Source organism: Gordonia sp. G4, assembly GCF_057770005.1.
This window is the reverse complement of record NZ_CM173442.1, coordinates 3,975,286-3,998,837: the sequence shown is the minus strand read 5'-3', so window position 1 is coordinate 3,998,837 and position 23,552 is coordinate 3,975,286. Positions and strand designations below refer to the sequence as shown.

The window sequence follows — 23,552 nt, the reverse complement described above, 5'->3', positions numbered from 1 at the left end:
TACACGGGTTGCGCAGAAGTCCCAAATTCCGGCGGTGGGCCATGTCACTGCATGGCGATCTGCACCCGCGGGTGAATCACATGCTGCGGATTCACTCTCGCCCACGCCTCTGACCAGGCGATTTGGATAGTTCGGAAACCATCGCGTAAGTTTCTCTTCGCACCGCGAGCAGCAAGATCCACAAGATCGCTCGTGGGCATGCGGATGTAGCGCAGCTGGTAGCGCATCACCTTGCCAAGGTGAGGGTCGCGGGTTCGAATCCCGTCATCCGCTCGGCGCGAGTCGACTCGCATCTGGTGGTGTGGCCGAGTGGTGAGGCAACGGCCTGCAAAGCCGTGTACACGGGTTCGATTCCCGTCGCCACCTCCAACGCTGCACAATTCCATACCCGCGCGATTAGCTCAGTGGGAGAGCGCTTCCCTGACACGGAAGAGGTCACAAGTTCAATCCTTGTATCGCGCACCACGACAAAACCCCCGGTCTGACCGGGGGTTTTTCGTTTGCGATCAGCGTGCCGTCGCGGTCGCCACCGACCATTCGTCGACGATCTCCCCCAGCCCGACCGCCGACGGCGAGGAGGGGGCGGGCAGCACGGTCCGCGAGAAGCGCGGCGCGGGCGCCGGCGTGATCGCGTCGTCCAGGCGGACGAACGAGCCCCGCTGCACCGCGACCGGGTCAGCGGCGGCCTCGTCGAAGTCGAGAACCGGTGTCACACAGGCGTCTACATCGGCGAACACACTCCCCCAGTCGTCGCGCGTGCGCGTTCCGAATCGGGCTTGCAGTGCGGCGCCGATCACCGGCCACGAGGCGCGGTCCCACCGGTCGGGCAGATCACCCACCCCGAGGGTGTCGACCAGATTCCGCCAGAACTTCTCCTCGAGCGCGCCGACGGCGATGAATCTGCCGTCGGCGCACCGATACGTGGTATAGAACGGCGCCGACCCGTCGAGCAGGTTGCCCTGGTCCCGAGAACGCCAGCGTCCGGCCGCCTTCCATGACCACTGCAGCGCGGCGAGCAGGCCGGCGCCGTCGACCATCGCGGCGTCGATCACCTGACCGCGACCGGTGCGCGTGCGGTCGTGCAGGGCGGCCAGCACCCCGACGATGAGCAGCATCGAGCCACCGCCGAAGTCGCCGACGAGCGAGAGCGGCGGCACCGGCGGCGCTCCGGCCGGACCCATCGCCTCGAGTACACCGGTGACCGCCAGATAGTTGATGTCATGTCCCGCGCTCGGGGCGCGGTCGCCGTCCTGCCCCCATCCGGTCATCCGTGCATAGATGAGTCGCGGTGCGTCGGAGCAGATCTCGGGACCGAGTCCGAGACGTTCCATCACGCCCGGCCGAAAACCCTCCACGACGATGTCGGCGCGCATGATCAGCTCGCGGATGCGGGCCAGGTCGGCGGGGTCCCTGACGTCGGCGTCGACACTGCGTCGTGACCGGTACAGACCGGCGTCGGCAGCCGGAATGCCGTCGGGCCCGGGCAGATCGGGGCCGGGGCGCCGGATCCGGAGGACGTCGGCGCCGAGATCGGCGAGCAGCATGCACGCGTGCGGCGTCGGCCCGAGACCGGGCATCTCCACCACCCGCACCCCGGCGAGCGGGCCGCTCACGACGTCGGACGGTGGTGGAGCACGCCACCGATCGTGAAGTCGACGTAGTCGCGTGCCAGCTGGTCGACATCGTGGGAGTCGTTGAGCCACCAGCTGATCCCGTTCATCAGGTCCAGCACCGCGACCGCGGATCGGTGCGGGTCGCGAACCTCGAACAGCCCCATCCGTGCACCGGCGTCGATGACATCGCGGATACGACGCTGGTAGTACTTGCGGTAGTCGGTGACCACGCGTCGGTGCTCGGGCGTCAGCGCCGACAGCTCCCGGAGGGCGACAAGGTGTTCCACCCGGTGTCGCGCCAGTCGCCGGACGTGCGCCTCGATGAGGTTCGTCAGCCGTTCGACGGGACCGCCCTCGGCATCGAGCAGCAGCAGGTCCTCCTGCGGGTCCTCGGTCATGCGCAGCGCGATCGCGTAGAGGATCTCCTCCTTCGACTGGAAGTGGTTGTAGAGACTCGCCCCTCGCATACCGACGGCCTGGGCGATGTCGCGCATCCCGGCGTTGGAATATCCGTGTTCGGCGAAGTAACCGGCGGCGGCCTCGACGATCTCGTCGCGGCGCCGGCGTGGCCGTCGATCCGTCCGCTGCCGGTGATCGTCGGCTGCCTCGATGGCGTCGTCCTCAGCCCTGACCGGTTCCATAGGCCTTCCTCAACTCGCGTTTGAGCAGTTTGCCCTGAGCATCGGTCGGCAGTGCATCGACGACGTAGACCTCCTTGGGCACCTTGTACGATGCCAGGTCGGTCCGGCAGTACTCGCGGATGTCGGCACCGGTGTGTTCCGCGCCGGGGCGGAGCACCACGAAACCGGTGACGGCCTCCGACCAGTACGGGTCGGGCAACCCCACGACGGCGGCGCGCTCGACGTCGGGATGCGCCTGCAGCACTCGCTCGACCTCTTGCGAGGCGACGTTGAAGCCGCCGGTCTTGATCATGTCCTTGCGCCGGTCGCGGAAGAACAGGTTGCCCTCGGCGTCGATACGGACGATGTCACCGGTGTGCACCCAACCGCCCTCGAAGACCTGCGCGGTGCGTTCGGGGTCCTTGAAGTAGCCCAGCATGACCGACGGTGTGCGGCACAGCAGCTCGCCCTCCTCGGCGTCGTTGCCGTCGGCGTCGACGACCCGGACCTCCAGGTGCCCGACCGGTTTGCCGATCCAGGTCGGGTCCTGATCCGGCACGTCCTCGAGCCGCCGGAACCAGCCGACGGAGCCGAGCTGGGTGAGTTCGGACTGCCCCCAGTAGGTGCCCCACACCGATTCCGGAGTGGCCGCGGCCCACGCGTCGACCGCATGCGGCGACACCTGACCGCCGTAGGTGAGGCACCGACGTACCGAACCCACTGTGGCGGGGCCGAAGTCGGGGTGGTTGGCCAGCGCGATGAAGAACGTCGGCGTCTGCGCCAGCACCGAGATCTTCTCGTCCCGGATCATCCGCAACGCCGTCGCCGGGTCGACCGCGGCCGGCAGTACCAGGGTCGCGCCCAGCAGCGTCAGCGACGTCAGCGAACCGATTCCGGCGATGGTGTGGAACGGCATGACGTAGAGCCACACGTCGTCGTTGCGGCAGCGCAGCCCCCACGTGTATGCGGGCGAGGTGGAGATGAGGTAGTTCCGGTGAGCGATCTCGACGCCCTTGGGCGTCGACTCGGTCCCGCTGGTGTAGACGATCATCGCGAGGTCGTGTTCGTCGACGTCGCAGTCGGGTTCGGAATCGTCTGCCGCGGCGACCGACTCGTCGAAGGAGTTCCACGAGTTCGCGTCGTCGTCACCGACGACGAGCACCGAGATGCCGAGACCGTCGGCGATGGGACCGGCCAGCGCGGACAGGGGTTCTTCGACGACGAGCACCGTCGGCTCCAGGTGACGGAGCTGCTGTGCGACTTCGCCTTCCCGGAACATCGGGCTCACGCCGGAGTACGCGGCGCCGACCTTCAGCGCGCCGTAGTAGGTGGCGACCGTCTCGACCCGGTTGCGGCTCATCACCGCCACCCGGTCCCCTCGTCCGACGCCGAGGTCGAGCAGCACATGCGCGACCCGATTGGCCATCGAGTCGAGTTCCGCGTACGACGTCGACGTCCGTCCGCCCTGCGCGTCGTAGGCCACGATCGCCGGTGTCGAACCCTGGGACCGGGCCAGGCGTCGTAGTTGGTCACCGACGGTGGCCCGGCCGAGCTTCGAGGTCTGTGCCGATGTGAGTGCGCGGGTGCTGGAGTCCACGGCGGGGGCGCTCACGCGAACATCCGGTTGTCGAACCGGTCGAGGAAGGTGATCTCCTCGACCGGGGTCCGGGTCAGCTTGCGGGGGAAGTCGTCACGCGGGTAGCCGACGGCGATGTGCGCGGCGGTCAGGTATCCCTCGGGAATGCCGAGGAGGTCCTTCACCTCGTTCTCGGCGGCGCACAGCAGGGTTGTCAGCGCGGTCGCCACGCCCTGTTGCCGGAGCGCGAGGGTGAGGTTCTGCACGCTCGGGTAGATCGACGCCCCGCCGACGACGCTGAGCCTGCCGAGCTCGTGGTCGGTGGGGTGCAGTCCTTCCATCTCGGCGCAGACCACGATGAGGGCGGGCACCTCGGCGAGATGATGAGCGAAGTAGTTCGCACTCTCCACGGTCTTGGGTACCGCACCGACCTTCTTCGAACCCTCGACGACCGCCGCGTAGTAGCCCTCCCAGAACGGCAGGTAGAGGTCGGCGAGCGCCTTCTTCGTGACCTCGTCGCGGACGACCACCCAGCGAACGGGCTGCCGGTTGCCGCCCTGCGGGCCGAACCGCGCGTCGTCGAACGCCCGGTACAGCACGTCGTCCTCGACGGGCCGCTCGCTGAAGTAGCGGCAGGTGCCCGTCGTGCGCATTGCTTCGCTGAGATCCATGTCCATCCTCCGTGATCACTAACCAGCGTTAGTATGACTGAGCCCACACTTACACACGCCGATCGCGGCGTCAATAGTCGATATCGGTGTCTGAAGTTGGTATTGACGAGGCACTACTAACAGTGGTTAGTTTCAGTCATGACATCCGTTTCCCTACGGTCGACCCGGCCGCACACCGCGGAGATCCGCGCGGCGGTCGCCGACGGCAACATCCCGACCCTGCTCGCCGTTCTCGTGGAGATGACCGGCGACCGGCGGTGGATGGCGGACCGGTACCGCCCGACGCGTAGCCGCGGCATGGACGACAACTCCTCGGGCGGTCTCGCCGAGGACATCCAGCAGGAGATCCGCGAGGCGGTCGTCGACGCCCTCGACGACTGGTATGACCGCGGTCGTCCCGAGCGGAAGCCGGCCGACGAGACCCTCGTCGCCGCACTGATGTCGTTCACCGCGGGCGAGCAGGTGGCTCCGGAATTCGCGCCGATGATGACCGAGATCGTCCGCGGAGACCTGCGGGGTAGGCATCTCCCGACCCTGCCGGCCGATCTCGCGACGTCGATCGACGCGCTGGTGATCGGTGCCGGAGTGGCCGGCATGCTGATCTCCACGCAGCTCGCCGCGGCCGGCGTCGAGCACACCGTGCTGGAGAAGAACGACGAGGTGGGCGGCTCGTGGTACGAGAACCACTACCCCGGCGCCGGGGTCGACACACCGAGCTACCTGTACTCGATCTCGTCCTTCGACCACCCCTGGTCGACACACTTCGGGAAACGCGACGAGGTGCAGGGCTACCTGCAGGCCTTCGCCGACCGGCACGCGGTGCGTGACCGGGTCCGATTCGGCACCGAGGTCCTCTCGGCCGCCTACGACACCGACACCCAGCGCTGGACGGTCCACGTCCGTGACCGCGACGGCCACCAGGACACACTCACCGCCCGGATCCTGATCAGCGCGGTCGGAATCCTCAACCGTCCCAAGCTTCCCGAGCTCCCGGGCATGGCCGGCTTCACCGGCCCGATCTTCCATTCCGCGCAGTGGCCCGACGAACTGGACGAGCCCGGCGCCCTCACGGGCAAGCGGGTCGCCATCGTCGGGTCCGGTGCCAGTGCGATGCAGATCGGGCCGGCGATCGCCGATCGAGTCGGGTCCCTGACGATCTTCCAGCGCTCACCGCAGTGGATCGCGCCGAACGACGACTACTTCGCACCGGTCGGCGACAACGTGCACTGGCTGATGGACAACCTCCCCGGATATCGCGAGTGGTATCGCGCACGGCTGTCGTGGATCTTCAACGACAAGGTCCACTCCACCCTGCACGTCGACCCGGACTGGCCGGAGCAGACCGCGTCGATCAACGCGGTCAATCACGGTCACCGCGAGTTCTATCTCCGCTACCTGCGCTCCGAGCTGGGCGACCGCGCCGACCTCGTCGACCTGTCGACCCCCGACTACCCGCCCTTCGGGAAGCGGATGCTGTTGGACAACGGCTGGTTTCGCATGTTGCGCAGGTCGAATGTCGAGCTGGTCCCGCATGGTGTCGAGCGCGTCACACCCGGCGGGCTCGTCGACGGCACCGGCACCGCACACGACTTCGACATCATCGTCTTCGCGACCGGATTCCACAGCGACCGCTACCTGTACCCCATGGACATCGTGGGACGCAGCGGGCAGAACACGGTCGAGGCGTGGGGTGATCACGACGCCTACGCCTATCTCGGCATCACCGCCCCCGATTTCCCCAACCTGTTCATCCTCACCGGACCGAACACCGCCCTGGGACACGGCGGCAGCTTCATCAGCATCCTGGAATACCAGGTGCGCTACGTCTGTGATGCCATTCGCGCGATGATCGAGAACCGTTTGGGCGCACTGGAAGTACGGCGGGATGTCACCGACGAATACAACGATGCCGTCGACCGTGCCCACGCGACGATGGTGTGGACGCACCCGGCGATGACCAACTGGTACCGCAACCCCGATGGCCGCGTCGTCGCCGTCCTGCCGTGGCGGATCGTCGACTACTGGGCGCGCACGCGCACCGTCGACCTCGCGGACTTCCTCGCCGAACCTCTCCGGTGACCGACGGGACTACGGTGTCTGTCATGACCTCGCTCATCTCCGCCCCCGACCTCGCCGCCCGTCTCGGCGAGGAGAACCTGCGCATCGTCGACGCGACCGTTCACCTGACCTTCGACGCCGACGGCGCCCATGTCGCCTCCGGGCGCGACACCTATCTGGCCGGGCACCTGCCGGGCGCGGTGTTCGCCGACCAGATCGCCGACCTCAGCGATCCCGACGGCGAAGCGCCCTTCGCGGCAGCCGACTCGGCCCGATTCGCCGCGGCGATCGGCGGCCTGGGGATCGGCGACGACTCGACCGTCGTCGTCTACGACACCGTGAACGGCATCTGGGCCACCCGCCTGTGGTGGCAGTTCGGACTCGAGGGCTTCGACGACGTGCTCGTCCTCGACGGCGGGTACTCCGCCTGGACCGCGGCCGGTCTGCCGGTCGAGACCGGCGAGGTCACCCATCCGGCAGCATCATTCACCCCGCGTCGCCGGCCCGAGCGCGTCGTGTCCACCGCCGAGGTCGCCGACGCCACCGCCGATTCTTCTGTCCTGCTGGTCAACGCGCTCGACCGCGAATCGTTCGCGAACGGCCACATCCCGTCCAGTGTCAACGTCCCGTTCGGTGACCTCGTCGACGACTCCGGCCGACTCCGGCCACTCGAGGAGTTGCGCGAGCTGTTCGGCAACGCGGGCGCCCTCGACCCGTCGGTGCGGCCGGTCACCTACTGCGGCGGCGGGATCGCGGCCACCGCCGCCGCTTTCGCGCTGCGCACCCTCGGCCGGGAGGACGTCGCCGTCTACGACGGGTCGATGAACGCCTGGACCGCCGACCCCGCTCGTCCGCTGTCGTGACAGACGTGGACGACATCGCCTTCGCCGTCGAACTCGTGACCGATCCCGCCGCCGCAGCCTCGGTCGCGGATGTGGCCGCACGCACGTTCCCGCTCGCGTGCCCACCGCACGCGACCCCCGACGACATCTCCGGTTTCATCGAAAACAAACTGCGCGAGAACAACTTTCGCGAACACATCGCCGAGCCGCAGACCGACGTCCTGGTGGCACGCGACGGCGCCGGCGGTCCGATCGTGGGTTACGCGCTGGTCTTCCACCGAGAACCGACCGACCCCGACGTGTGTGCCGTCGTCACCGGACGTCCGGTCACCGAGGTGTCGAAGCTGTACGTACTCCCCGACCATCACTCCCGCCAGGGCGCCAGCCCGTCCCGTCTGCTGATGACCGCGGCGCTCGAGCGTGCCCGATCACACGGCAGCAGCGTCGTGTGGCTCGGTGTCAACCAGCAGAACGTCCGCGCCCAGCGGTTCTACGCGAAGATGGACTTCACGCGTGTCGGAGAGAAGACCTTCGCCCTCGGGGACAGCGTCGAGCACGATTACGTGTTCACACTGCGGCTGTGAGCCGGCGGATGTCCACGTCCCCCAGTTCGATGCGGGACGCGGCCACGTTCGCGCGCAGGTGGCTGACGCTGCTCGTTCCGGGAAGAGGTATCACGGTCCCCTGGGTCTGACGCGCGCATTGGTGGACCCACGCGAGCGCGACCTGTCCGGCCCCGACCCCGAGCTCCGAAGCGATACGAGAGAGCTCGTGTGCGAGCTCCCCGTCGGCGTTCTGGTTCAGGACCCCGTGCCCCATCGGCGAGTGCGCGACCAACGCGATTCCCAGCTCCGCGAGTGTCGGCAGGTAGTCCTCGACACCGCGCTGCGTCAGTGACCACTGTTCCTGCACTGCCGCAATCGGATGCACGGCGTGTGCACGGCGGATGTCCTCGAGCGTGACATTCGACAGTCCCAGAGCGCGGATCTTGCCGGCCTGCTTCAACTCGGCCATCGCCTCGACGGTCTCCTCGATCGGCGTCTCCTCGCTGCGGTGATGCAGGTAGTAGAGGTCGAGGTGATCGACACCGAGCCGACCAAGCGAACCGTCGACGGCTGTGCGCACGGTCGCGGGATCGGCGCGCACGTACCAGTCGTCGTGACGACCTGAGTCACCCCGGTACACGCCGAACTTGCTACAGAGGGTGATCTGATCGCGATGGGAACCCAGTGCCCGTCCGACTATGTCCTCGTTGCCGTACATCTCGGCGGTGTCGAGAAGTGTGACTCCTTCGTCGAGCGCCACCTGCACGAGCGTGGCCGGGTCACGGTCGCTGTCGCCCCATCCGTCGTCGGTCAGTCGCATCAGCCCGAGCCCTTGGACGGGCACCCCGTCAGTCCAGATCGCAGCGGTCATGGAGAGCACGCTACGACCTCAAGCGTGCGGGCCGACCATGGTGTCGGCCCGGAGTTCAGGCGGCCGACTCCGCGAACCGCGACAGGGCGAGCAGACGCGACGTCGCGCGCAGGTACTTCTTGCGATAGCCACCGGCGAGCATCTCGTCGGTGAAGATCTCGTCGAGCTTCGCTCCCGCGACGGTGACCGGGATGTGGGCGTCGTAGAGGCGGTCGGCGAGCACGACCAGGCGCAGCGCCACCGACTGGTCTTCTGCCGGATGCACTCCCGAGATGCAGACCAGGGAGACGCCGTCGACGAGGTCCTTGTACTTCGACGGGTGCAGCGTGCTGAGGTGGTCGCACAGAGCGTCGAAGTCGTCGAGGGTCGCACCCTCGGTTGATTCGGCGATCGCGGTCAGCTCCGACTCACTGCGCGGCTCCGGTGCCGGCGGCAGATCACGATGACGGTAGTCGGGACCGTCGACGCGAATCGTCTCGAACACGGCCGAGAGTTTGCGGATCTCGCGGAGGAAGTCCTGGGCGGCGAACCGGCCTTCGCCGAGCTGTCCGGGAAGCGTGTTGGAGGTGGCCACGATCGAGACGCCCTTGGCGGTGAGTTCGGTGAGCAGCCGCGAGACGAGCATCGTGTCGCCCGGGTCGTCGAGCTCGAACTCGTCGATACACAGCACGGTGTGCTGCGAGAGTCGTTCGACCGCGTTCACGAAGCCGAGCGCGCCGACCACGTGGGTCACCTCCACGAACGTCGCGAACGACTTCGGCGCGGGCATCGAGTGATAGATGGACGCCAGGAGGTGGGTCTTGCCGACGCCGAAACCGCCGTCGAGGTAGAGGCCGACGCCCTGGGACGGTGACTTGCGCGAGAACAGGCCCTTCTTCCCGGAGCGCGCCTTCGACGCTCGCACCACGAAGTCGCGCGCTTTGGCCACCGCTTCGGCCTGCGACGGCTCGTTCGGGTCGGGGATGTAGGAGTCGAAGCTCACGTCGTCGAAGGTCGACGGGGGCACCATCTCGTCGATGAGTGCGTCGGGCGAGGTCGCAGGGTTGCGATCGCAGAGTCGGGCCACCATGTGTGGAGAGTAGCCATCCGCGGAATGATGGACACATGTTCCACCTGCAGAAAGCGACCCAGGTCACACCCGACGACGAACTGGACCGGTTGGCCGAGCTCTACCTCTACCCACCTCGTCCGTCGTCGGGTCCCGGCGCAGCCGCGCCGTTCGTACGCGCCAACATGGTGTCGTCGATCGACGGGGCCGTCACCTACGACGGCAAATCGGGCGGACTCGGTGGACCCGGTGACAAGGCCGTCTTCCGCGTGCTGCGCGGACTCGCCGACGTCATCCTGGTGGGCGCGGGCACCGCGACGACCGAGGGTTACGGCCAGCCCCAGCCGGACGAGGCTCTCGCCGCGCATCGCGAATCGCTGGGGCAGGCCCCTGCGCCGGCACTCGCGCTGGTGTCCCGATCGCTGTCGATACCACCCGACTTCGAGCCCGTGTCCGACCCGAACACGGTCATCCTCACGTGCACCAGCGCACCCGCTGATCGTCGGCGAGCGCTGCTCGACGCAGGCGCGACCCTGCTCGACTGCGGCGACGACACCGTGTCGACACCGGCGATCCTGGAGCGGTGCGCCGATCGCGGATGGTCACGTGTGCTCTGCGAAGGCGGCCCCAGCCTGCTGGGTTCACTCGTGGCGGCCGACGCCCTCGACGAACTCTGCCTGACCACGAGCCCGCACCTGGTCGGGGGGAACGCCGGGCGCATCGTGGCCACCGGGGGCTCGGGGTCCGCCGACGGGTCAGCGGTGCTACGCGCCCTGCGTCCGGCGACGATCATCACCGACGACGACGGCTTCGTGTTCACCCGCTGGCTCCGTCACGGCCGCTCCTCGACGCAGTGAGCCGTCGGTTCCACGCCTGACGCGCCGACACCCGGCCCGGGGTCTTCTCGGTCGACGTTGACTACTCTCGCGGACATGCCAAGAGCGCACACCCCGGCCGTCGGCGTAGGACCGAGCACCCGCCCGAGGGTTCTCGCGGGTGTCGTCGTCGGCGCGATCGCGGCGATCGTCCTCTCCTCCTGCGCGGTCGGCCCCGATCGGGGCCCGGACCTGATCCCGGGGGGCGGCGGTCAGCAGGGGCCGGCCCCGTCCTCGTCTACCGCTCCACCGGTACCGGCGCTCGCAGCGCCCAAGACCGATCTCGAGTGGAGCGAGTGCGCGGCGGAGACCAGCGAACGGTACGGGGTCGCACGTCCGGAGGGCGTGACCGTCGAATGCGCCGAATACGACTCGCCCATCGACCGTGACAAACCCGACGGCGAGGCCATCTCGGTGGCGGTGACCCGAGCCCGTACGGCCGACACCCCACCCGATGCCGCGCCGCTCGTCCTCACCTCCGGCTCCGACCTGCCGTCGTCCCGAACCCTGATGGTGATGACGGCCGGGCCGGGCCGGGCACTGCTCGCGTCGCACCCCGTCGTCGCGGTCGACCATCGCGGAATCCCGCTCAGCAGTGACATCGACTGCATGACCCGACTGGAACGCGAGACGATCGCGAACAACGGCCTCACCGAACGCGGGACGACCACCGACGCACGGATCTCCCGGCTGGCGGCCGCCGGGTCGTCGTCCTCCGACGGTTGCACGGAGACGCTCACCCCCTACCAGCTGAGCTTCGGGGCGGCGAACGCAGCCGCGGACCTCGAGTCGCTCCGTCAGCGCTGGGGCGTCGAACACCTCGGGCTCATCGGGACCGGCGAGGGTTCCGACGTCGTGCTCAGCTACGCGTCGCTGTACGGCGGACGTGCCGGGCGGATCATCCTGGACACCCCGACGCCGTTCGGCGCGAACGCGCGCGACCGCGCGCAGTCGCAGGCACAGGGCGTTCAGTTCGCCCTGCAAGGCTTCGCACAGCGCTGTTCGGCGCTGACCGGCTGTGCGCTCGGCTCCAACGGAGTCGCGACGATGACCCGCCTGCTGACCAAGGCACGCGCGGGCGACCTCCCGTCGCTGTCGGACACCACCGCCCTCAGCGCGATCACGACGACACTTGCACTCGCCGCGGACCGGCCGCAGTCGCTCCTCGACCTCGCCGACGCGATCGCGGCCGCCGACCGCGGGGAGACCGCGGCGCTCGTCCGCCTCGCCGAACGCGCCGCGACCCTCCGGCTCCCCGACGGCGCCCACGTCTCCCGCTGCAACGACGTCACCGGACCGGTCGGCCAGAACGAAGTGCCGGGCCTCGTGGACGCGTGGTCGAAGCAGAATCCCCTCACCGGCGCCGACAGCGCGCTCTCGCTCGTCCGATGCAACGGCTGGGCGTCGGGCGATCCGGTCCGGCCACCCACGTCGCTGCCGGCCGACCCGCTGATCCTCAACGGGACGCGCGACTCCATCAACGGCGGTGAGGGAGCCGCCGCCCTGGTCCCGCTGTTCATGAACGCCGGAGCCGAACCGGTGACGGTCACCTGGGATGGTCTGGGCTTCTCGGTCCTGGGACGGAGCGCCTGCGCCGCCGGCGTCGTCGTCGAATATGTCGACCGGGCCCGTCTGCAGGGCCCGACCCAGCGCGGCTGCCCGACGTGAGGACGGTCGGACCCCGCGCAGGGTTCTGAGCTCGACGGCGCGCGTAGTACGGTTCGCGGGTGGCCAATCTCGACAGGTATCTCTACCCCCCGATGAGTGCTCAACGGATCATCCCGATGGTCCTGTGGCCGATCAGCCTGCTCATGGTCGTGCACCGCTCGGTGTTCCTGGGGGTCAACGGCGACCGCACCGATGACTTCAAGCCCGTGTACAACGCGGCCTTCAACTTCCTCAACGGTCTGCCTGTCTACGGCGAGAACTACGCCACCGTGGACCCGCACTACCTCTATCCACCATCGGGAACCCTCCTGATGGCACCGGTCGCGGTCATCGACTACGAGCGCGCGCGCTGGGCCTTCATCGCCGTCAGCGTGATCGCCCTGCTGGTCTCCGCCTACCTGCTCACCCGCATGTTCGGCTACGCGATCAACTCGTGGGTCCTGCCGACGGTCCTGTTCTTCTTCTTCAGCACCGAGACCGTCTCGCACACACTGATCTTCACGAACTTCAACTCGTTCGTGCTCCTGGGGCTGATCGCATTTCTCATGCTGATGCTGACCCGGCACGACTGGTGGGCCGGCGTACCGATGGGGTTGACTCTGGCCGTCAAGCCGGTGCTGGCGCCTCTCATGCTCTTGCCGTTGCTCAATCGTCAGTGGCGGGTGTTCGCCCTCTCCATCGCGATCCCGGTCGTCCTGACGGTCGTCGCCTGGCCGCTCTCGGTCGACGCGAACGACTTCATCAGCCGAACGGTCCCGTATCTCGGCGAGGCGCGCGACTACTACAACAGCTCGATCGCCGGCAACGGCGCGTACTTCGGTGTCGCCCCGTGGTTGATCCTGCTGCTGCGCGTGGCGTTCGTGGTGATGGCCGCGTTCTCGCTGTGGTTCCTGTACCGCTACTACCGCAAGACCAACGAAATGCTGTGGCTCACGGCGTCATCGGGAGTGCTGCTGTGCACCACGTTCCTGGTCGGCTCGCTCGGCCAGGGCTACTACTCGATGCTCCTGTTCCCGCTGCTCATGACGGTGCTGCTACCCGGGTCACCGATGCGCAACTGGCCGGCGTGGCTGGGCGTCTACGGGTGTATGACCTTCGACGGCTTCTACTCCGACCGCTGGACCGCGTTCGGCTGGATGGTCGAGTACAACAAGGTCACGTGGGGCTGGTCGCTGCTGATGATCGCGGTGTTCTGCTCGCTGCTGTTCCGCTACCTCGACATGCGGTCCGACGGGGTGACCGGCATGGTGACGCCGGTCCGGTCGGAGTCCGATGCGCCGCGCATCCCGGCCGGTGGAGCCGACGCCTTCGACAGCACGGCGGAGCCCGGCGACAAGGACTCGATCAGCCTGTCGAAACAGCGCTGACACAGTCGGTCCGGACGCGCGCGCTACCGTGGAAGGCATGACCGACAGCACCCCGCGGACCGACACCGAGAATCTCGCCGACCTCACCGACGAGCAGTGGAAGCAGCGCCTGACTCCCGCCGAATACCGGGTCCTACGCCAGGCGGGTACCGAGGCCCCCTTCACCGGCGAGTACACCGACACCAAGACGGTCGGGGTCTATCGGTGCCGCGCCTGCGACACCGAGCTGTTCCGCAGCGAGCAGAAGTTCGAATCACATTGCGGCTGGCCGTCGTTCTTCTCTCCGCTGGCCGGCGACAAGATCATCGAGGTCGAGGACACCTCGCTCGGTATGCGGCGCGTCGAGGTGCTCTGCGCGAACTGCAAGAGCCACCTCGGTCACGTCTTCGCCGGTGAGGGCTACGACACCCCCACCGACCTCCGCTACTGCATCAACAGCATCAGCCTGAAACTGGAACCCGCCGAGTAGCGACGGTCCCCCGGATCAGGGCAGCGCGTCGATGAGCGCGGGCACCTCGACCCGGGGACCGGTGAAGAACGGCGTCTCCTCGCGTACGTGCATCCGGGCCTCGGTGGCACGCAGGTCACGCATGAGATCGACGATGCGATGCAGCTCGGGGGCCTCGAAGGCCAGCAGCCACTCGTAGTCGCCGAGGGCGAACGACGACACCGTGTTGGCTCGGACGTCCTTGTACGCGCGGGCCGCCTTGCCGTGGTCGGCGAGCATCTTGCGACGCTCCTCGTCGGGCAGCAGGTACCACTCGTAGGACCGCACGAACGGGTAGACGCAGATGTAGTTGCCGGGGTCCTCGCCCGCGAGGAACGCCGGGATGTGGCTCTTGTTGAACTCGGCGGGGCGGTGCAGGGCGACATTGCTCCACACGGGGTTGCACGCGCGTCCCAGAACGGTCTCGCGGCGGAACTTCGCATAGGCGGCCTGGATCGGCTCGACGTCGGCGGCGTGCCACCAGATCATGAAATCGGCGTCGGCGCGCAGCCCCGACACGTCGTACACCCCGCGCACCACGACGCCGCTGTCCTCGAGTGACTTGAAGAAGTCCGTGGCGTCGGATTTGGCCTGATCGCGGTCGGTACCCAGTTCACCGGGGCGCACCGCGAACACCGAGAACATCAGGTAGCGGATCGTCGAGTTGAGTTCTGCGTAGTCCAAGCGGCTCATGGATGCCATCGTGCCACCGCCGCCCACACAACTACCAGGCAGGTCAGCGGTGACAGGTCACGTCAGATCGTCGAGCAGCTCGGCCGCCGCGCGGCCGGCCCGGCCGATACACGCCGGTACCCCGACCCCTGCGTACGACGACCCGGCCAGTGCGAGGCGCGGTGGGCGCGCGGCCAGCACCCGCGCCATCGCCGCGAGGTGGCCCGGCGCATAGACCGGCAGCCCGTCGTCCCAGCGCTGCACGTACACGTCGACGACCCGCGACGACACCGGCGCGACGCCGGCGGCACGGCACACCTCGTCGAGATCCTCCAGCGCCGCACTCCGCAACCGGTCGTCGACCCCGGGTTCGGTGGCCTCATCCGGCACCGGCGCACCGAACCGCCCGAACGACGCACGGACCGACACCGGCCGGTCCGCGCCCGACGGGTCCGGCCCCGACAGATGGGCCCACTTCTGTGAGCTGAACGTGAACGCCTTGGCGCGCAACCCTTCTCCGGTGCCCACCAGCACACCCGAGTGCTCGGGCAGCACTGTGCCCGGCGCGAACGCGATCGACACCACGACCGACGAGGCGCGCCGGACGGTCCGCAACGGAACGGACAGGTCCGGCACGGACCGATGCAGGAGATCGCCGGCCCGCCACGCCGGCACCGCCAGGATCACCCCGTCGTACGGTCGCCGGTCTGCGGCCCCGTCCACGTCGAGCTCCCAGCCATCCCCCGACGGAACGAGTTCGGTGATCGGACTGCTGGTGTCGGGGTCGACCCCGGCCGCGGTCCGCAGGGCGTCGAGGAGGATCGCGTAGCCGCCCACGAGTGCACCGAAGACGGGTCCCGACGCGCCCGCGCCGGCGGCGATGAGGGCCCCGACGGCCGCCGTGAGCGACGGCGCGCCCGCGTCGAGGCGCGTGGCCAGCGCCGGTAGCGCCTCGCGGACCCCGATGTCGGAGGCGAGACTGGAGTACACACCCCCGAGCATCGGGTCGACGCTGCGCGCCACCACCGAGGGCCCGAACCGGTCGGCGACCAGCTGCCCGACCGACGTATTGGTCCCGGCTTCCCACCGCATCGAACGGTCGGGTTCACCGGACATGCGGTCGACGTCCTCGGGGTCGGCGAGACCGTCGACGACGGCCGGTCCGGCCGGGATGCCCATCAGCGCCGGACTGGGCAACGGATGCAACCGCTTACCCGACCACACCGCGGGACGGCGCGGCGTCGGCGAGACGATCCGGTCGGCGAGGCCCAGTTCGGTGACGAGTTCGAGCGCCTCGGGTCGCCGGACGATGAACGCCTCGGCCCCGACGTCGACGGCCCGACCGCCCACCGTCGTGGTGTGCAGGACCCCGCCCACCCGTCCGGAGGCCTCGAGCAGGTCGAGGTGCGCGTCGGGCCCGAGCGCACGACGAAGGCGGTAGGCGGCGGTCAGACCGGAGATCCCGCCGCCGACGATCGCGATTCGGACCCGCGGGGACATCAGAGGCTGTGGATGACTTCGACGGCGCGTGTCAGCACGTCCGGGTCGGTGCCGGGCAGCACGCCGTGTCCGAGGTTGAAGATGTGCCCGACCGCCCCGGCGGCGATCGCCCGGTCACCGTCGGCGACCACCCGGCGGACCTCGGCGTCGACGACGTCGGGGCCGGCGAACAGCAGTGTCGGATCGAGGTTGCCCTGCACTGCCTTACCCGGACCCACCCGGCGCACGGCCTCCTCGAGCGGCACACGCCAGTCGACGCCGATGACATCGGCACCGACATGCGCCATCGGGGCGAGCAGCTCACCGGTGCCGACGCCGAAGTGGATGCGCGGGACGCCGTACCCGGCGACCTCGGCCAGGACACGGGCGCTGTGCGGTGCGACGAAACGCTGGTAGTCGGCGGCCGACAGCATGCCCGCCCACGAGTCGAAGAGCTGGATCGCGTCGACCCCGGCCTCCAGCTGGACGCGCAGGAACGCGATGGTGATGTCGGCGAGACGCGCCATCAGCTCGGCCCACGTCTCCGGGTCGCCGTGCATCATCGCCTTGGTCCGCTCGTAGTTGCGGCTCGGGCCGCCCTCGATGAGGTACGAGGCCAGGGTGAACGGCGCTCCGGCGAAGCCGATCAGCGCCACCTGGTCCCCCAGCTCGCCGAGCAGCAGTTCGATGGCCCGCGCGATCGAGCCGACCGCCGCCGGTTCCAGCCGCGGGATGCGCGACACCGCGTCGGGCGAGCGCACCGGCTCGGCGATCACCGGCCCGGTGCCCGCGACGATGTCGAGGTCGATGCCGGCGGCCTTGAGCGGCACCACGATGTCGGAGAACAGGATCGCCGCGTCGACGTCGTGCCGGCGGACGGGCTGCATGGTGATCTCGCAGACCAGTTCGGCGTCGAAGCAGGACTCCAGCATGCCGTGATCGGCGCGGATGGCCCGGTACTCGGGCAGCGAGCGGCCTGCTTGCCGCATGAACCACACCGGCCGGCGTGACGGGGTCGCGCCGGTGGCCGCGGCGACGAGCGGCAGGTTCGACCTATGGACCCGGGTACCAGTTGCGTTCGACATCACCGCTTACTCTGCCATGCCCCTCGATCTGCGCACGGGTGGTCCTCGGCGCGCCTCCGCCGTGGCCGGGCACCCCAGCCCTACGGTCGAACGGTGACCTCTTCGGGAGCTCCGGACGAGCCTGCTGATTTCCGCGCGGCGGTGGAGTCGCTGCATGCTGCCCGGGTGCGCCGCGAGATCGAGGTCGGGCCCATCCGCCCGCCGCAGCGCCTGGCGCCGTACAGCTACGCCGTCGGCGCCGAGGTGCGCCCGCCCGAGGACCTCGACGTGGTGCCCACGGATTCGCAGGGAAGCGCCTTCGGGCGCCTCATCCTGCTGTTCGATCCCGCTGGACAGGACGCGTGGAACGGCACCATGCGCCTCGTCGCGTTCCTCCAGGCGGAGGTGGAGGCGGCCCTGGCCATGGATCCGCTGCTGCCCGAGGTGGCCTGGAGCTGGCTCAGCGACGCCCTCGGCGTCCCGGTGGGCGCGACCGCCACGCCCGACGGTTCCGCCCACCGCGTCGAGGTGACCGCGCTCGGCGGCACCGTCACCTCCACGACGTCGGTCCGGTACGGCGACATCGCCGGACCTCCGCGCGCACATCAGCTCGAGGTGCGCGCCTCGTGGACCGCCCTGAGCTCGGACGGCCTGAACAACCACCTCGAGGCGTTCTGCGACGTGCTCGCCTCCGCCGCCGGCCTCCCGCCGGTCGGGGTCACCGAACTCGGCGCGACGTGAACGACTCCGCCCCCGGGGATGCGGCCGAGAACCCGATCGAGCCGGACCCCGCGCCGGAGGTCACCCCGTTGCTCCGGCCGGCCGACGGCGTGCCCCCGGTACTGGCGACCGCCACCGAATTCGCCGACGCGGCAGCCGCTCTGGCAGCCGGCGACGGGCCGATCGCCGTCGACACCGAACGCGCGTCGGGCTACCGGTACTCACAACGCGCCTATCTGATCCAGATCAAACGACGCGGATCGGGGAGCTTCCTGCTGGACCCGATCGGTGATCCCGGCGCGCTGGCGCCCGTCATCGACGCGATGCGCGGACCGGAATGGGTGCTGCACGCGGCCGATCAGGACCTCCCGTGCCTCCGCGAACTCGGTTTCGAGTGCGTCGAGCTGTACGACACCGAGCTGGCCGGACGCCTCCTGGGCCTGGCGAAGGTCAACCTCGCCGCGATGGTGGCGGAGTTCCTCGGGCTCGGACTCCTCAAGGGACACGGCGCCGCCGACTGGTCGCGCCGCCCGCTGCCCGACGAATGGCTGAACTATGCCGCGCTCGACGTCGAGGTCCTCGTCGAACTGCGCGACGCCATGGACGCCGCACTCGCGGAAGCTGGCAAGGACGGCTGGGCGCGAGAGGAATTCGCTTACGTCCTGGGCCGGCCACCGGCACCGCCGCGCACCGACCGGTGGCGCAAGACGTCGAACGTGCACACCGTCAAATCCACCCGCGCCCTCGCCGCGGTCCGCGAATTGTGGACCGCGCGTGAGGAACTGGCGCAGCGTCGGGATGTCGCGCCCGGACGTGTCCTGCCCGACACGGCCATCGTCAACGCCGCGACCGTGAACCCCCAGTCCATCGCCGAACTCACCAAGCTGCCGGTCTTCGGCGGTCCGCGCCAGCGCCGTCAGGCCGGGATCTGGATGTCCGCGCTGCAGCGGGCGCGCGAGATCCCCGACAGCAAGCTGCCCTCGCGGAAGTCGACCGGACCGGGCCTGCCCCCGGTCAGCCGGTGGGATCAGCGCAACCCGGAGGCCGCGGCGCGGCTGCAGGCGGTCCGGCCGGTGCTCAAACAGATCGCCGAAGACCACACCCTGCCGGTGGAGAACCTCCTCGCACCCGACGTGGTGCGACAGCTGTGCTGGGACGGGTTGCCGGAACCGATCACGACCGAGGCGCTCGATGCACATCTGGCCGCCGCCGGCGCCCGCACGTGGCAGCGGACGCTCTGTGCGGAGGCCCTGACCGAGGCCCTCCTCGACGCCGCCCGACCAGGGCCGACGGCGGCCGCCGAGTAGATCGCCCAGCCCGACGAGACCCCCGGCCATCGCGCTGTGGTGCCGACCTTCGCGTACATTCGGGGGTCACGACCCGAATGCCATCACCCGAGTACGCGAGCCACCGGGAAGTCACCTCCGGTGTGCACACCACCTTCCGCGATGGGAGCAGTTCCGTGGCCACAGTCTCCGTCGGCATCGACTCCGACCTCGAACCGAGCGCAGCATGGGCGCTCGCCAGCAACCTCTCGCGCTTCGACGAGTGGATGACCATCTTCGGCGGGTGGCGCTCGCCGGTCCCCGACACGATCGCCGAGGGCACCACCATCTCCTCCCTCATCAAGGTCAAGGGCTTCCGCAATGTGATCCACTGGACCGTCACCGATTACGACGAGCCGCGGCTCATCGCGCTGTCGGGAACCGGCCGCGGCGGGGTGAACATCGATCTGGCGATGAAGGTCGACGAGATCGCCGACGGTTCGCACTTCGACCTGTCGGCCGAGTTGTCCGGCGGTCTGCTCAACGGCTCGGTCGGCAGGCTCGTCGCCAAGATCCTGGAATCCGATGTGCACAAGTCGATCTCGAACCTGGCGACACTGCGCTGAGTCGATCGGGGCCGACCTGACCCCTCTGCACCCTAACCCGAGGAACCACCAAACCGCTGGTCTGTGGGGTGCAAGCGACACCCTCCCTCCGCTCCCTGAGGTGCGAGGAGCGCCAGCGACGAGCCACGAAGGGTTCGCGACGCATCTCGCCAGGACCCTTCGTGACGGCCTCCGCAAGCTCCGGCCTCCTCAGGGAGCAGTAGTAAGGCTCGCCGCGAGCACACGGGTTTCTTTCGTAGTCCAGGACGGCCGTCAGGCCGCTGGTACTGAGGTGCGAGGAGCGCCTAGCGACGAGCCCCACGAAGGGCAGGCGTCCGTCGTCAGACGGGCGGGTGCAGCGTCGCGGCCCGGACCACGGCGAGAGCCGATCCGGACTCCTCGAAGAGGCGCCGCTGGCGAGAGGCCCCGTTGCCATCCAGACGCAGCCGGTCCAGCGCCTGCATGACGCCGTCCCGCTCACCGAGTCGGTCCAGCGCCGGCGCGAGCACGGTGAGGAACTGCTCGACCCGCGTCCAGACCGGCACCAACGCGCCGGTCGTCGGGTCGAGCGCGCGCCCGTCGACGCCGTCGTGGGCGGCGATCCAGTACGCGGCCGACAGCAGCGCCGGATCGAGGTCCGCGGCCGGGAACCGCCGGTCCCCCGCGCGCAGGTCGTCGAGGGCGGTCATCACCGCCGCACGGACGAGGGTGGCGAAGGTCTGTGTCTCCTCCACCCGCATCTGCACGTCCCCGACCCGCACCTCGACCGTGGGCAGGTGATCCGACGGCCGAGCGTCCCAATACAGCATGTGCGGGTCCAGGATCGTGCCCGTGGCCACGAGGAGTTCGACCGTCTCAGCGAAGTGTTCGGCCGAGCGCAGGTGCGGTGGCGGTCCCGCCGCCGGCCATCGCGACCAGAGCACCGAGCGCCAACTGGCGTGGCCGGAGTCGGCGTCGCGGTAGATCGCCGAGTTCGCCGACAGCGCAAGCAGTATCGGTAGCCACGGGCGCAGGCGATTGCACACCGCGACGGCGGTGTCGGTGTCCGGGACACCCACGTGGACGTGACAGCCGCTGATGCCCTGTTCGTGGGCCAGCATGCCGTACCGCGCCGCGATCGCCCGGTAGCGGCCGGTGTCGGTCACCGGAAACGACTCGGGCACGCGTGGCGGCACCCCGCAGGCGACCACGTCGACGCCTACCTCACCGGCCGCCGCCGCCAGGATGCCCCGCAGCCGGTGCAGGTGGTCGCCGATCTCCTGGCTCGTCGCCGCGGTCGGCGTGGCGATCTCCACCTGCGACGAGGTGAGTTCCAACTCGAGGTCGAGGCCGCGCGCGGATGCCGCGGTCGCCACCTCGCGGTTGCTCCCGACCGGCCGTCCGGTCTCCCGGTCGACGAGGACGAACTCCTCCTCGACCCCGAGGGTCGGCGCCGGAATGCCCCGGAAATCCCCGCCCGCGGAACCGTACTCGTCGTTCACACGGCGAAAATGCCCAGCGGCGGCATCGGTCAAACGGGACGTCAGTCCTCGGCGCGGCTCTCCGCCGGATCGGGCGTGTTCTCGATCGCCCGGTCCAGGCCGGGACCGGCCTGCATGCCCGAGACCGTCGCGGTGATCGACCGGGCGAGGTCCTGCGCGGTCAACCCGATATCGGCGAGGATCTCGTTGCGCGAGGCGTGTGCGATGAACTCCTGCGGGATGCCCTTGATCTGGACCGGGACGAGCACCTCCGCCGCCGACAGCGCGGCGGCGACCGCGGACCCGACGCCGCCGCTGGTGCACCCGTCCTCGAGCGTGACGACGAGCCGGTGGCGGCGCGCGACCTCGACCACCGAGGTGGGCACCGGCAGTACCCAGCGCGGATCCACGACCGTCGCATCGATTCCCTGACGGGCCAGGCGTTCGGCGGTGTCGACGGCCAGCCCGCAGAAGGCACCGACCGCGACGATGAGCACATCGCCGCCCGCCGGACCGAGGTCCCGGTCCGTCCGGTGCAGCACGTCGACACCGTCGTCGAGCCGCTCGACCGCCCGGATGTCTTCGGGGACAGCACCTTTGGAGAACCGGAGGGCTGTGGGGCCGTCGGCGACGCCGAGAGCCTCGTCGAACTCCTCGCGCAGTCGGACGGCGTCACGGGGTGCGGCGACCCGCAGGCCGGGCACCATCGCCATCAGCGAGAGATCCCACATGCCGTGGTGGCTGGGGCCGTCGGGTCCGGTGATGCCGGAACGGTCGAGGACGAGCGTCACCGGCTGCTTCAGCAGCGCGACGTCCATCAGCAGCTGATCGAATGCGCGATTGAGGAACGTCGAGTAGATCGCGACGACCGGATGCAGTCCGCCGAGCGCGAGACCGGCCGCCGAGGTCATCGCATGCTGTTCGGCGATGCCGACGTCGAACATGCGGTCCGGGTAGCGCTCGCCGAAGGGGGTGAGTCCCGTCGGCCCGGGCATCGCCGCGGTGATCGCGACGACGTCGGGACGGTTGGCGCCGGCGTCGAGCAGTGCGGCGGAGAACACGGCGGTCCAGTCCTGGGGTGAGACGCTCGTGGGCCGGCCGGTGACCGGGTCGATGATGCCGGTCGCATGCATGAGGTCGGCGACGTGGTTCTCGGCGTGGGCGTAGCCCATGCCCTTGCGGGTCACGGTGTGCACGATCACCGGGCCGCCGAAGTCGCGGGCCTGCCGCAGCGCCGACTCGACCGCGTCGATGTCGTGACCGTCGACGGGTCCGACGTACTTCAGTCCGAGATCGGTGAACATCGCCTGCGGGGCCAGGAGGTCCTTGAGCCCGCTCTTCATCCCGTGCAGGACGGCGTATGCCGGCTCCCCGACGACCGGCACCTGCTTGACGACGCGGCGACCCTCGTCGAGGAACTTCTCGTACCCGGGTTGCAGGCGCAGCCCCGACAGGTGGCTCGCGAGTCCGCCGATCGTCGGCGCATAGGACCGACCGTTGTCGTTGACGACGATGACGACCCGGCGGTTGCAGGCGGCGATGTTGTTGATCGCCTCCCAGCACATGCCGCCGGTCAGGGCGCCGTCGCCGACCACCGCGACCACCGTGCGATCCGGCTGACCGGTCAGTTCGAAGGACTTCGCGAGCCCGTCCGCATACGACAGCGCCGCCGACGCGTGCGAAGACTCCACCCAGTCGTGTTCGGACTCCGCGCGCTCCTGGTAGCCGGTGAGCCCGTCGCGCTGGCGCAGCTGATCGAAGCCGTCTTTGCGTCCGGTGACGATCTTGTGGACGTAGGACTGGTGGCCGGTGTCGAACAGGATCGGATCCGACGGCGAGTCGAAGACGCGGTGGATACCGAGGGTCAACTCGACGACTCCGAGGTTCGGTCCGAGATGTCCGCCCGTGGCGGCGACCTTCTCGATCAGGAACGTCCGGATCTCGGCCGAGAGGACCTTCATCTCCTCGTCCGACAGCGGCCGGAGATCGGCCGGCGAGCTGATCCGGTCGAGCACACCCATCGTTTCCTCCATCACCGGCGTGACG

At 69.2% G+C, this 23,552-nt stretch carries 22 protein-coding genes and 3 tRNA genes; 13 read left to right on the top strand and 12 right to left on the bottom strand.

What is annotated here, in order from left to right; genetic code table 11:
- Positions 1-44: 44 nt before the first annotated feature.
- Positions 45-230 (bottom strand): hypothetical protein, encoded by a 186-nt coding sequence (locus AC3B5T_RS17995; RefSeq protein WP_084817184.1) that lies wholly within the window; start codon positions 228-230, stop codon positions 45-47.
- Here AC3B5T_RS17995 and AC3B5T_RS17990 point away from each other — a divergent pair.
- The 3 genes from AC3B5T_RS17990 to AC3B5T_RS17980 all read left to right on the top strand — a co-directional run bounded on the left by AC3B5T_RS17990 (position 201) and on the right by AC3B5T_RS17980 (position 465).
- Positions 201-273, top strand: a tRNA-Gly gene (locus tag AC3B5T_RS17990). The two genes, AC3B5T_RS17995 and AC3B5T_RS17990, sit on opposite strands and share 30 nt — an antisense overlap.
- Before the next feature lie 22 nt (positions 274-295).
- Positions 296-369: transfer RNA gene (locus AC3B5T_RS17985), tRNA-Cys, on the top strand.
- Between the two features lie 21 nt (positions 370-390).
- Positions 391-465 (top strand) — tRNA-Val (locus tag AC3B5T_RS17980).
- 41 nt (positions 466-506) lie between these two features.
- On the opposite strand, the gene AC3B5T_RS17975 is transcribed toward AC3B5T_RS17980, so the two are convergent.
- From AC3B5T_RS17975 to AC3B5T_RS17960, 4 genes are read right to left on the bottom strand one after another with little or no spacing between them, the layout of a single operon-like run.
- Positions 507-1,613, bottom strand: coding sequence for a CaiB/BaiF CoA transferase family protein (locus tag AC3B5T_RS17975; protein WP_055474660.1), 1,107 nt, complete (start codon positions 1,611-1,613; stop codon positions 507-509).
- Positions 1,610-2,254, bottom strand: coding sequence for a TetR/AcrR family transcriptional regulator (locus tag AC3B5T_RS17970; protein WP_010840914.1), 645 nt, complete (start codon positions 2,252-2,254; stop codon positions 1,610-1,612). The genes AC3B5T_RS17975 and AC3B5T_RS17970 overlap by 4 nt, the downstream gene beginning before the upstream one ends.
- Complete coding sequence (locus AC3B5T_RS17965; protein ID WP_055474661.1) at positions 2,235-3,845, bottom strand: class I adenylate-forming enzyme family protein; 1,611 nt, start codon at positions 3,843-3,845, stop codon at positions 2,235-2,237. Before AC3B5T_RS17965 ends, AC3B5T_RS17970 begins: the two co-directional genes overlap by 20 nt.
- Positions 3,842-4,480: a nitroreductase family protein gene (locus AC3B5T_RS17960; protein WP_010840912.1), complete on the bottom strand. Its 639-nt coding sequence runs from the start codon at positions 4,478-4,480 to the stop codon at positions 3,842-3,844. The genes AC3B5T_RS17965 and AC3B5T_RS17960 overlap by 4 nt, the downstream gene beginning before the upstream one ends.
- A gap of 138 nt (positions 4,481-4,618) precedes the next feature.
- Here AC3B5T_RS17960 and AC3B5T_RS17955 point away from each other — a divergent pair, with 138 nt between their 5' ends.
- From AC3B5T_RS17955 to AC3B5T_RS17945, 3 genes are read left to right on the top strand one after another with little or no spacing between them, the layout of a single operon-like run.
- On the top strand, positions 4,619-6,559 hold the full coding sequence (locus tag AC3B5T_RS17955) for a flavin-containing monooxygenase (protein WP_055474662.1): 1,941 nt from the start codon (positions 4,619-4,621) through the stop codon (positions 6,557-6,559).
- A 23-nt stretch (positions 6,560-6,582) separates the two neighbouring features.
- Entirely contained in the window at positions 6,583-7,401 is an 819-nt protein-coding gene (locus tag AC3B5T_RS17950) for a sulfurtransferase (RefSeq protein WP_055474663.1), read from the top strand.
- Between the two features lie 5 nt (positions 7,402-7,406).
- On the top strand, positions 7,407-7,964 hold the full coding sequence (locus AC3B5T_RS17945) for a GNAT family N-acetyltransferase (RefSeq protein WP_055474664.1): 558 nt from the start codon (positions 7,407-7,409) through the stop codon (positions 7,962-7,964).
- Here AC3B5T_RS17945 and AC3B5T_RS17940 read toward each other — a convergent pair.
- A complete protein-coding gene (locus tag AC3B5T_RS17940; RefSeq protein ID WP_197282730.1) occupies positions 7,948-8,796 on the bottom strand; it encodes an aldo/keto reductase in 849 nt (282 codons plus the stop codon). The two genes, AC3B5T_RS17945 and AC3B5T_RS17940, sit on opposite strands and share 17 nt — an antisense overlap.
- Positions 8,797-8,851: 55 nt before the next feature.
- Positions 8,852-9,865 (bottom strand): cell division protein ZapE, encoded by a 1,014-nt coding sequence (zapE, locus tag AC3B5T_RS17935; RefSeq protein ID WP_010840907.1) that lies wholly within the window; start codon positions 9,863-9,865, stop codon positions 8,852-8,854.
- A 35-nt stretch (positions 9,866-9,900) separates the two neighbouring features.
- Between zapE and AC3B5T_RS17930 the strand changes: the two genes are divergently transcribed.
- The 4 genes from AC3B5T_RS17930 (at position 9,901) to msrB (ending at position 14,223) form a co-directional block, all read left to right on the top strand.
- Positions 9,901-10,701 (top strand): pyrimidine reductase family protein, encoded by an 801-nt coding sequence (locus AC3B5T_RS17930; protein ID WP_055474665.1) that lies wholly within the window; start codon positions 9,901-9,903, stop codon positions 10,699-10,701.
- 75 nt (positions 10,702-10,776) lie between these two features.
- Positions 10,777-12,387, top strand: a complete 1,611-nt coding sequence (locus AC3B5T_RS17925; RefSeq protein ID WP_055474666.1) for an alpha/beta hydrolase — start codon at positions 10,777-10,779, stop codon at positions 12,385-12,387.
- Between the two features lie 59 nt (positions 12,388-12,446).
- Positions 12,447-13,754, top strand: a complete 1,308-nt coding sequence (locus AC3B5T_RS17920; RefSeq protein ID WP_055474667.1) for a glycosyltransferase family 87 protein — start codon at positions 12,447-12,449, stop codon at positions 13,752-13,754.
- Between the two features lie 37 nt (positions 13,755-13,791).
- Complete coding sequence (gene msrB / locus AC3B5T_RS17915; RefSeq protein WP_010840903.1) at positions 13,792-14,223, top strand: peptide-methionine (R)-S-oxide reductase MsrB; 432 nt, start codon at positions 13,792-13,794, stop codon at positions 14,221-14,223.
- 15 nt (positions 14,224-14,238) lie between these two features.
- On the opposite strand, the gene hemQ is transcribed toward msrB, so the two are convergent.
- The 3 genes from hemQ to hemE are packed head-to-tail and all read right to left on the bottom strand — an operon-like array spanning position 14,239 to position 17,477.
- On the bottom strand, positions 14,239-14,934 hold the full coding sequence (gene hemQ / locus AC3B5T_RS17910) for a hydrogen peroxide-dependent heme synthase (protein WP_044507882.1): 696 nt from the start codon (positions 14,932-14,934) through the stop codon (positions 14,239-14,241).
- 57 nt (positions 14,935-14,991) lie between these two features.
- On the bottom strand, positions 14,992-16,413 hold the full coding sequence (hemG, locus tag AC3B5T_RS17905; RefSeq protein WP_488357800.1) for a protoporphyrinogen oxidase: 1,422 nt from the start codon (positions 16,411-16,413) through the stop codon (positions 14,992-14,994).
- Positions 16,413-17,477 (bottom strand): uroporphyrinogen decarboxylase, encoded by a 1,065-nt coding sequence (gene hemE / locus AC3B5T_RS17900; RefSeq protein ID WP_078112320.1) that lies wholly within the window; start codon positions 17,475-17,477, stop codon positions 16,413-16,415. Before hemE ends, hemG begins: the two co-directional genes overlap by 1 nt.
- Before the next feature lie 93 nt (positions 17,478-17,570).
- Between hemE and AC3B5T_RS17895 the strand changes: the two genes are divergently transcribed.
- From AC3B5T_RS17895 to AC3B5T_RS17885, 3 genes are all read left to right on the top strand, one after another.
- Positions 17,571-18,197, top strand: a complete 627-nt coding sequence (locus AC3B5T_RS17895) for a DUF3000 domain-containing protein (RefSeq protein ID WP_058250234.1) — start codon at positions 17,571-17,573, stop codon at positions 18,195-18,197.
- Positions 18,194-19,483, top strand: coding sequence for an HRDC domain-containing protein (locus AC3B5T_RS17890; RefSeq protein ID WP_068969823.1), 1,290 nt, complete (start codon positions 18,194-18,196; stop codon positions 19,481-19,483). Before AC3B5T_RS17895 ends, AC3B5T_RS17890 begins: the two co-directional genes overlap by 4 nt.
- 155 nt (positions 19,484-19,638) lie before the next feature.
- Complete coding sequence (locus AC3B5T_RS17885; RefSeq protein WP_068969826.1) at positions 19,639-20,067, top strand: type II toxin-antitoxin system Rv0910 family toxin; 429 nt, start codon at positions 19,639-19,641, stop codon at positions 20,065-20,067.
- A gap of 320 nt (positions 20,068-20,387) precedes the next feature.
- Here AC3B5T_RS17885 and AC3B5T_RS17880 read toward each other — a convergent pair whose 3' ends face one another.
- On the bottom strand, positions 20,388-21,527 hold the full coding sequence (locus AC3B5T_RS17880; protein WP_280361409.1) for a carboxylate-amine ligase: 1,140 nt from the start codon (positions 21,525-21,527) through the stop codon (positions 20,388-20,390).
- A gap of 41 nt (positions 21,528-21,568) precedes the next feature.
- Positions 21,569-23,527 (bottom strand): 1-deoxy-D-xylulose-5-phosphate synthase, encoded by a 1,959-nt coding sequence (gene dxs / locus AC3B5T_RS17875; RefSeq protein ID WP_480034311.1) that lies wholly within the window; start codon positions 23,525-23,527, stop codon positions 21,569-21,571.
- Between the last annotated feature and the right edge of the window lie 25 nt (positions 23,528-23,552).

Excerpts from the sequence above, each read along its gene's own strand:
- AC3B5T_RS17970 (WP_010840914.1), bottom strand. The coding sequence starts at position 2,254 with ATGGAACCGGTCAGGGCTGAGGACGACGCCATCGAGGCAGCCGACGAT.
- AC3B5T_RS17960 (WP_010840912.1), bottom strand. The coding sequence starts at position 4,480 with ATGGATCTCAGCGAAGCAATGCGCACGACGGGCACCTGCCGCTACTTC.
- AC3B5T_RS17955 (WP_055474662.1), top strand. The coding sequence starts at position 4,619 with ATGACATCCGTTTCCCTACGGTCGACCCGGCCGCACACCGCGGAGATC.
- AC3B5T_RS17950 (WP_055474663.1), top strand. The coding sequence starts at position 6,583 with ATGACCTCGCTCATCTCCGCCCCCGACCTCGCCGCCCGTCTCGGCGAG.
- AC3B5T_RS17940 (WP_197282730.1), bottom strand. The coding sequence starts at position 8,796 with ATGACCGCTGCGATCTGGACTGACGGGGTGCCCGTCCAAGGGCTCGGG.
- zapE (WP_010840907.1), bottom strand. The coding sequence starts at position 9,865 with ATGGTGGCCCGACTCTGCGATCGCAACCCTGCGACCTCGCCCGACGCA.
- AC3B5T_RS17930 (WP_055474665.1), top strand. The coding sequence starts at position 9,901 with ATGTTCCACCTGCAGAAAGCGACCCAGGTCACACCCGACGACGAACTG.
- AC3B5T_RS17925 (WP_055474666.1), top strand. The coding sequence starts at position 10,777 with ATGCCAAGAGCGCACACCCCGGCCGTCGGCGTAGGACCGAGCACCCGC.
- msrB (WP_010840903.1), top strand. The coding sequence starts at position 13,792 with ATGACCGACAGCACCCCGCGGACCGACACCGAGAATCTCGCCGACCTC.
- hemQ (WP_044507882.1), bottom strand. The coding sequence starts at position 14,934 with ATGAGCCGCTTGGACTACGCAGAACTCAACTCGACGATCCGCTACCTG.
- hemG (WP_488357800.1), bottom strand. The coding sequence starts at position 16,413 with ATGTCCCCGCGGGTCCGAATCGCGATCGTCGGCGGCGGGATCTCCGGT.
- hemE (WP_078112320.1), bottom strand. The coding sequence starts at position 17,477 with ATGTCGAACGCAACTGGTACCCGGGTCCATAGGTCGAACCTGCCGCTC.
- dxs (WP_480034311.1), bottom strand. The coding sequence starts at position 23,527 with ATGGGTGTGCTCGACCGGATCAGCTCGCCGGCCGATCTCCGGCCGCTG.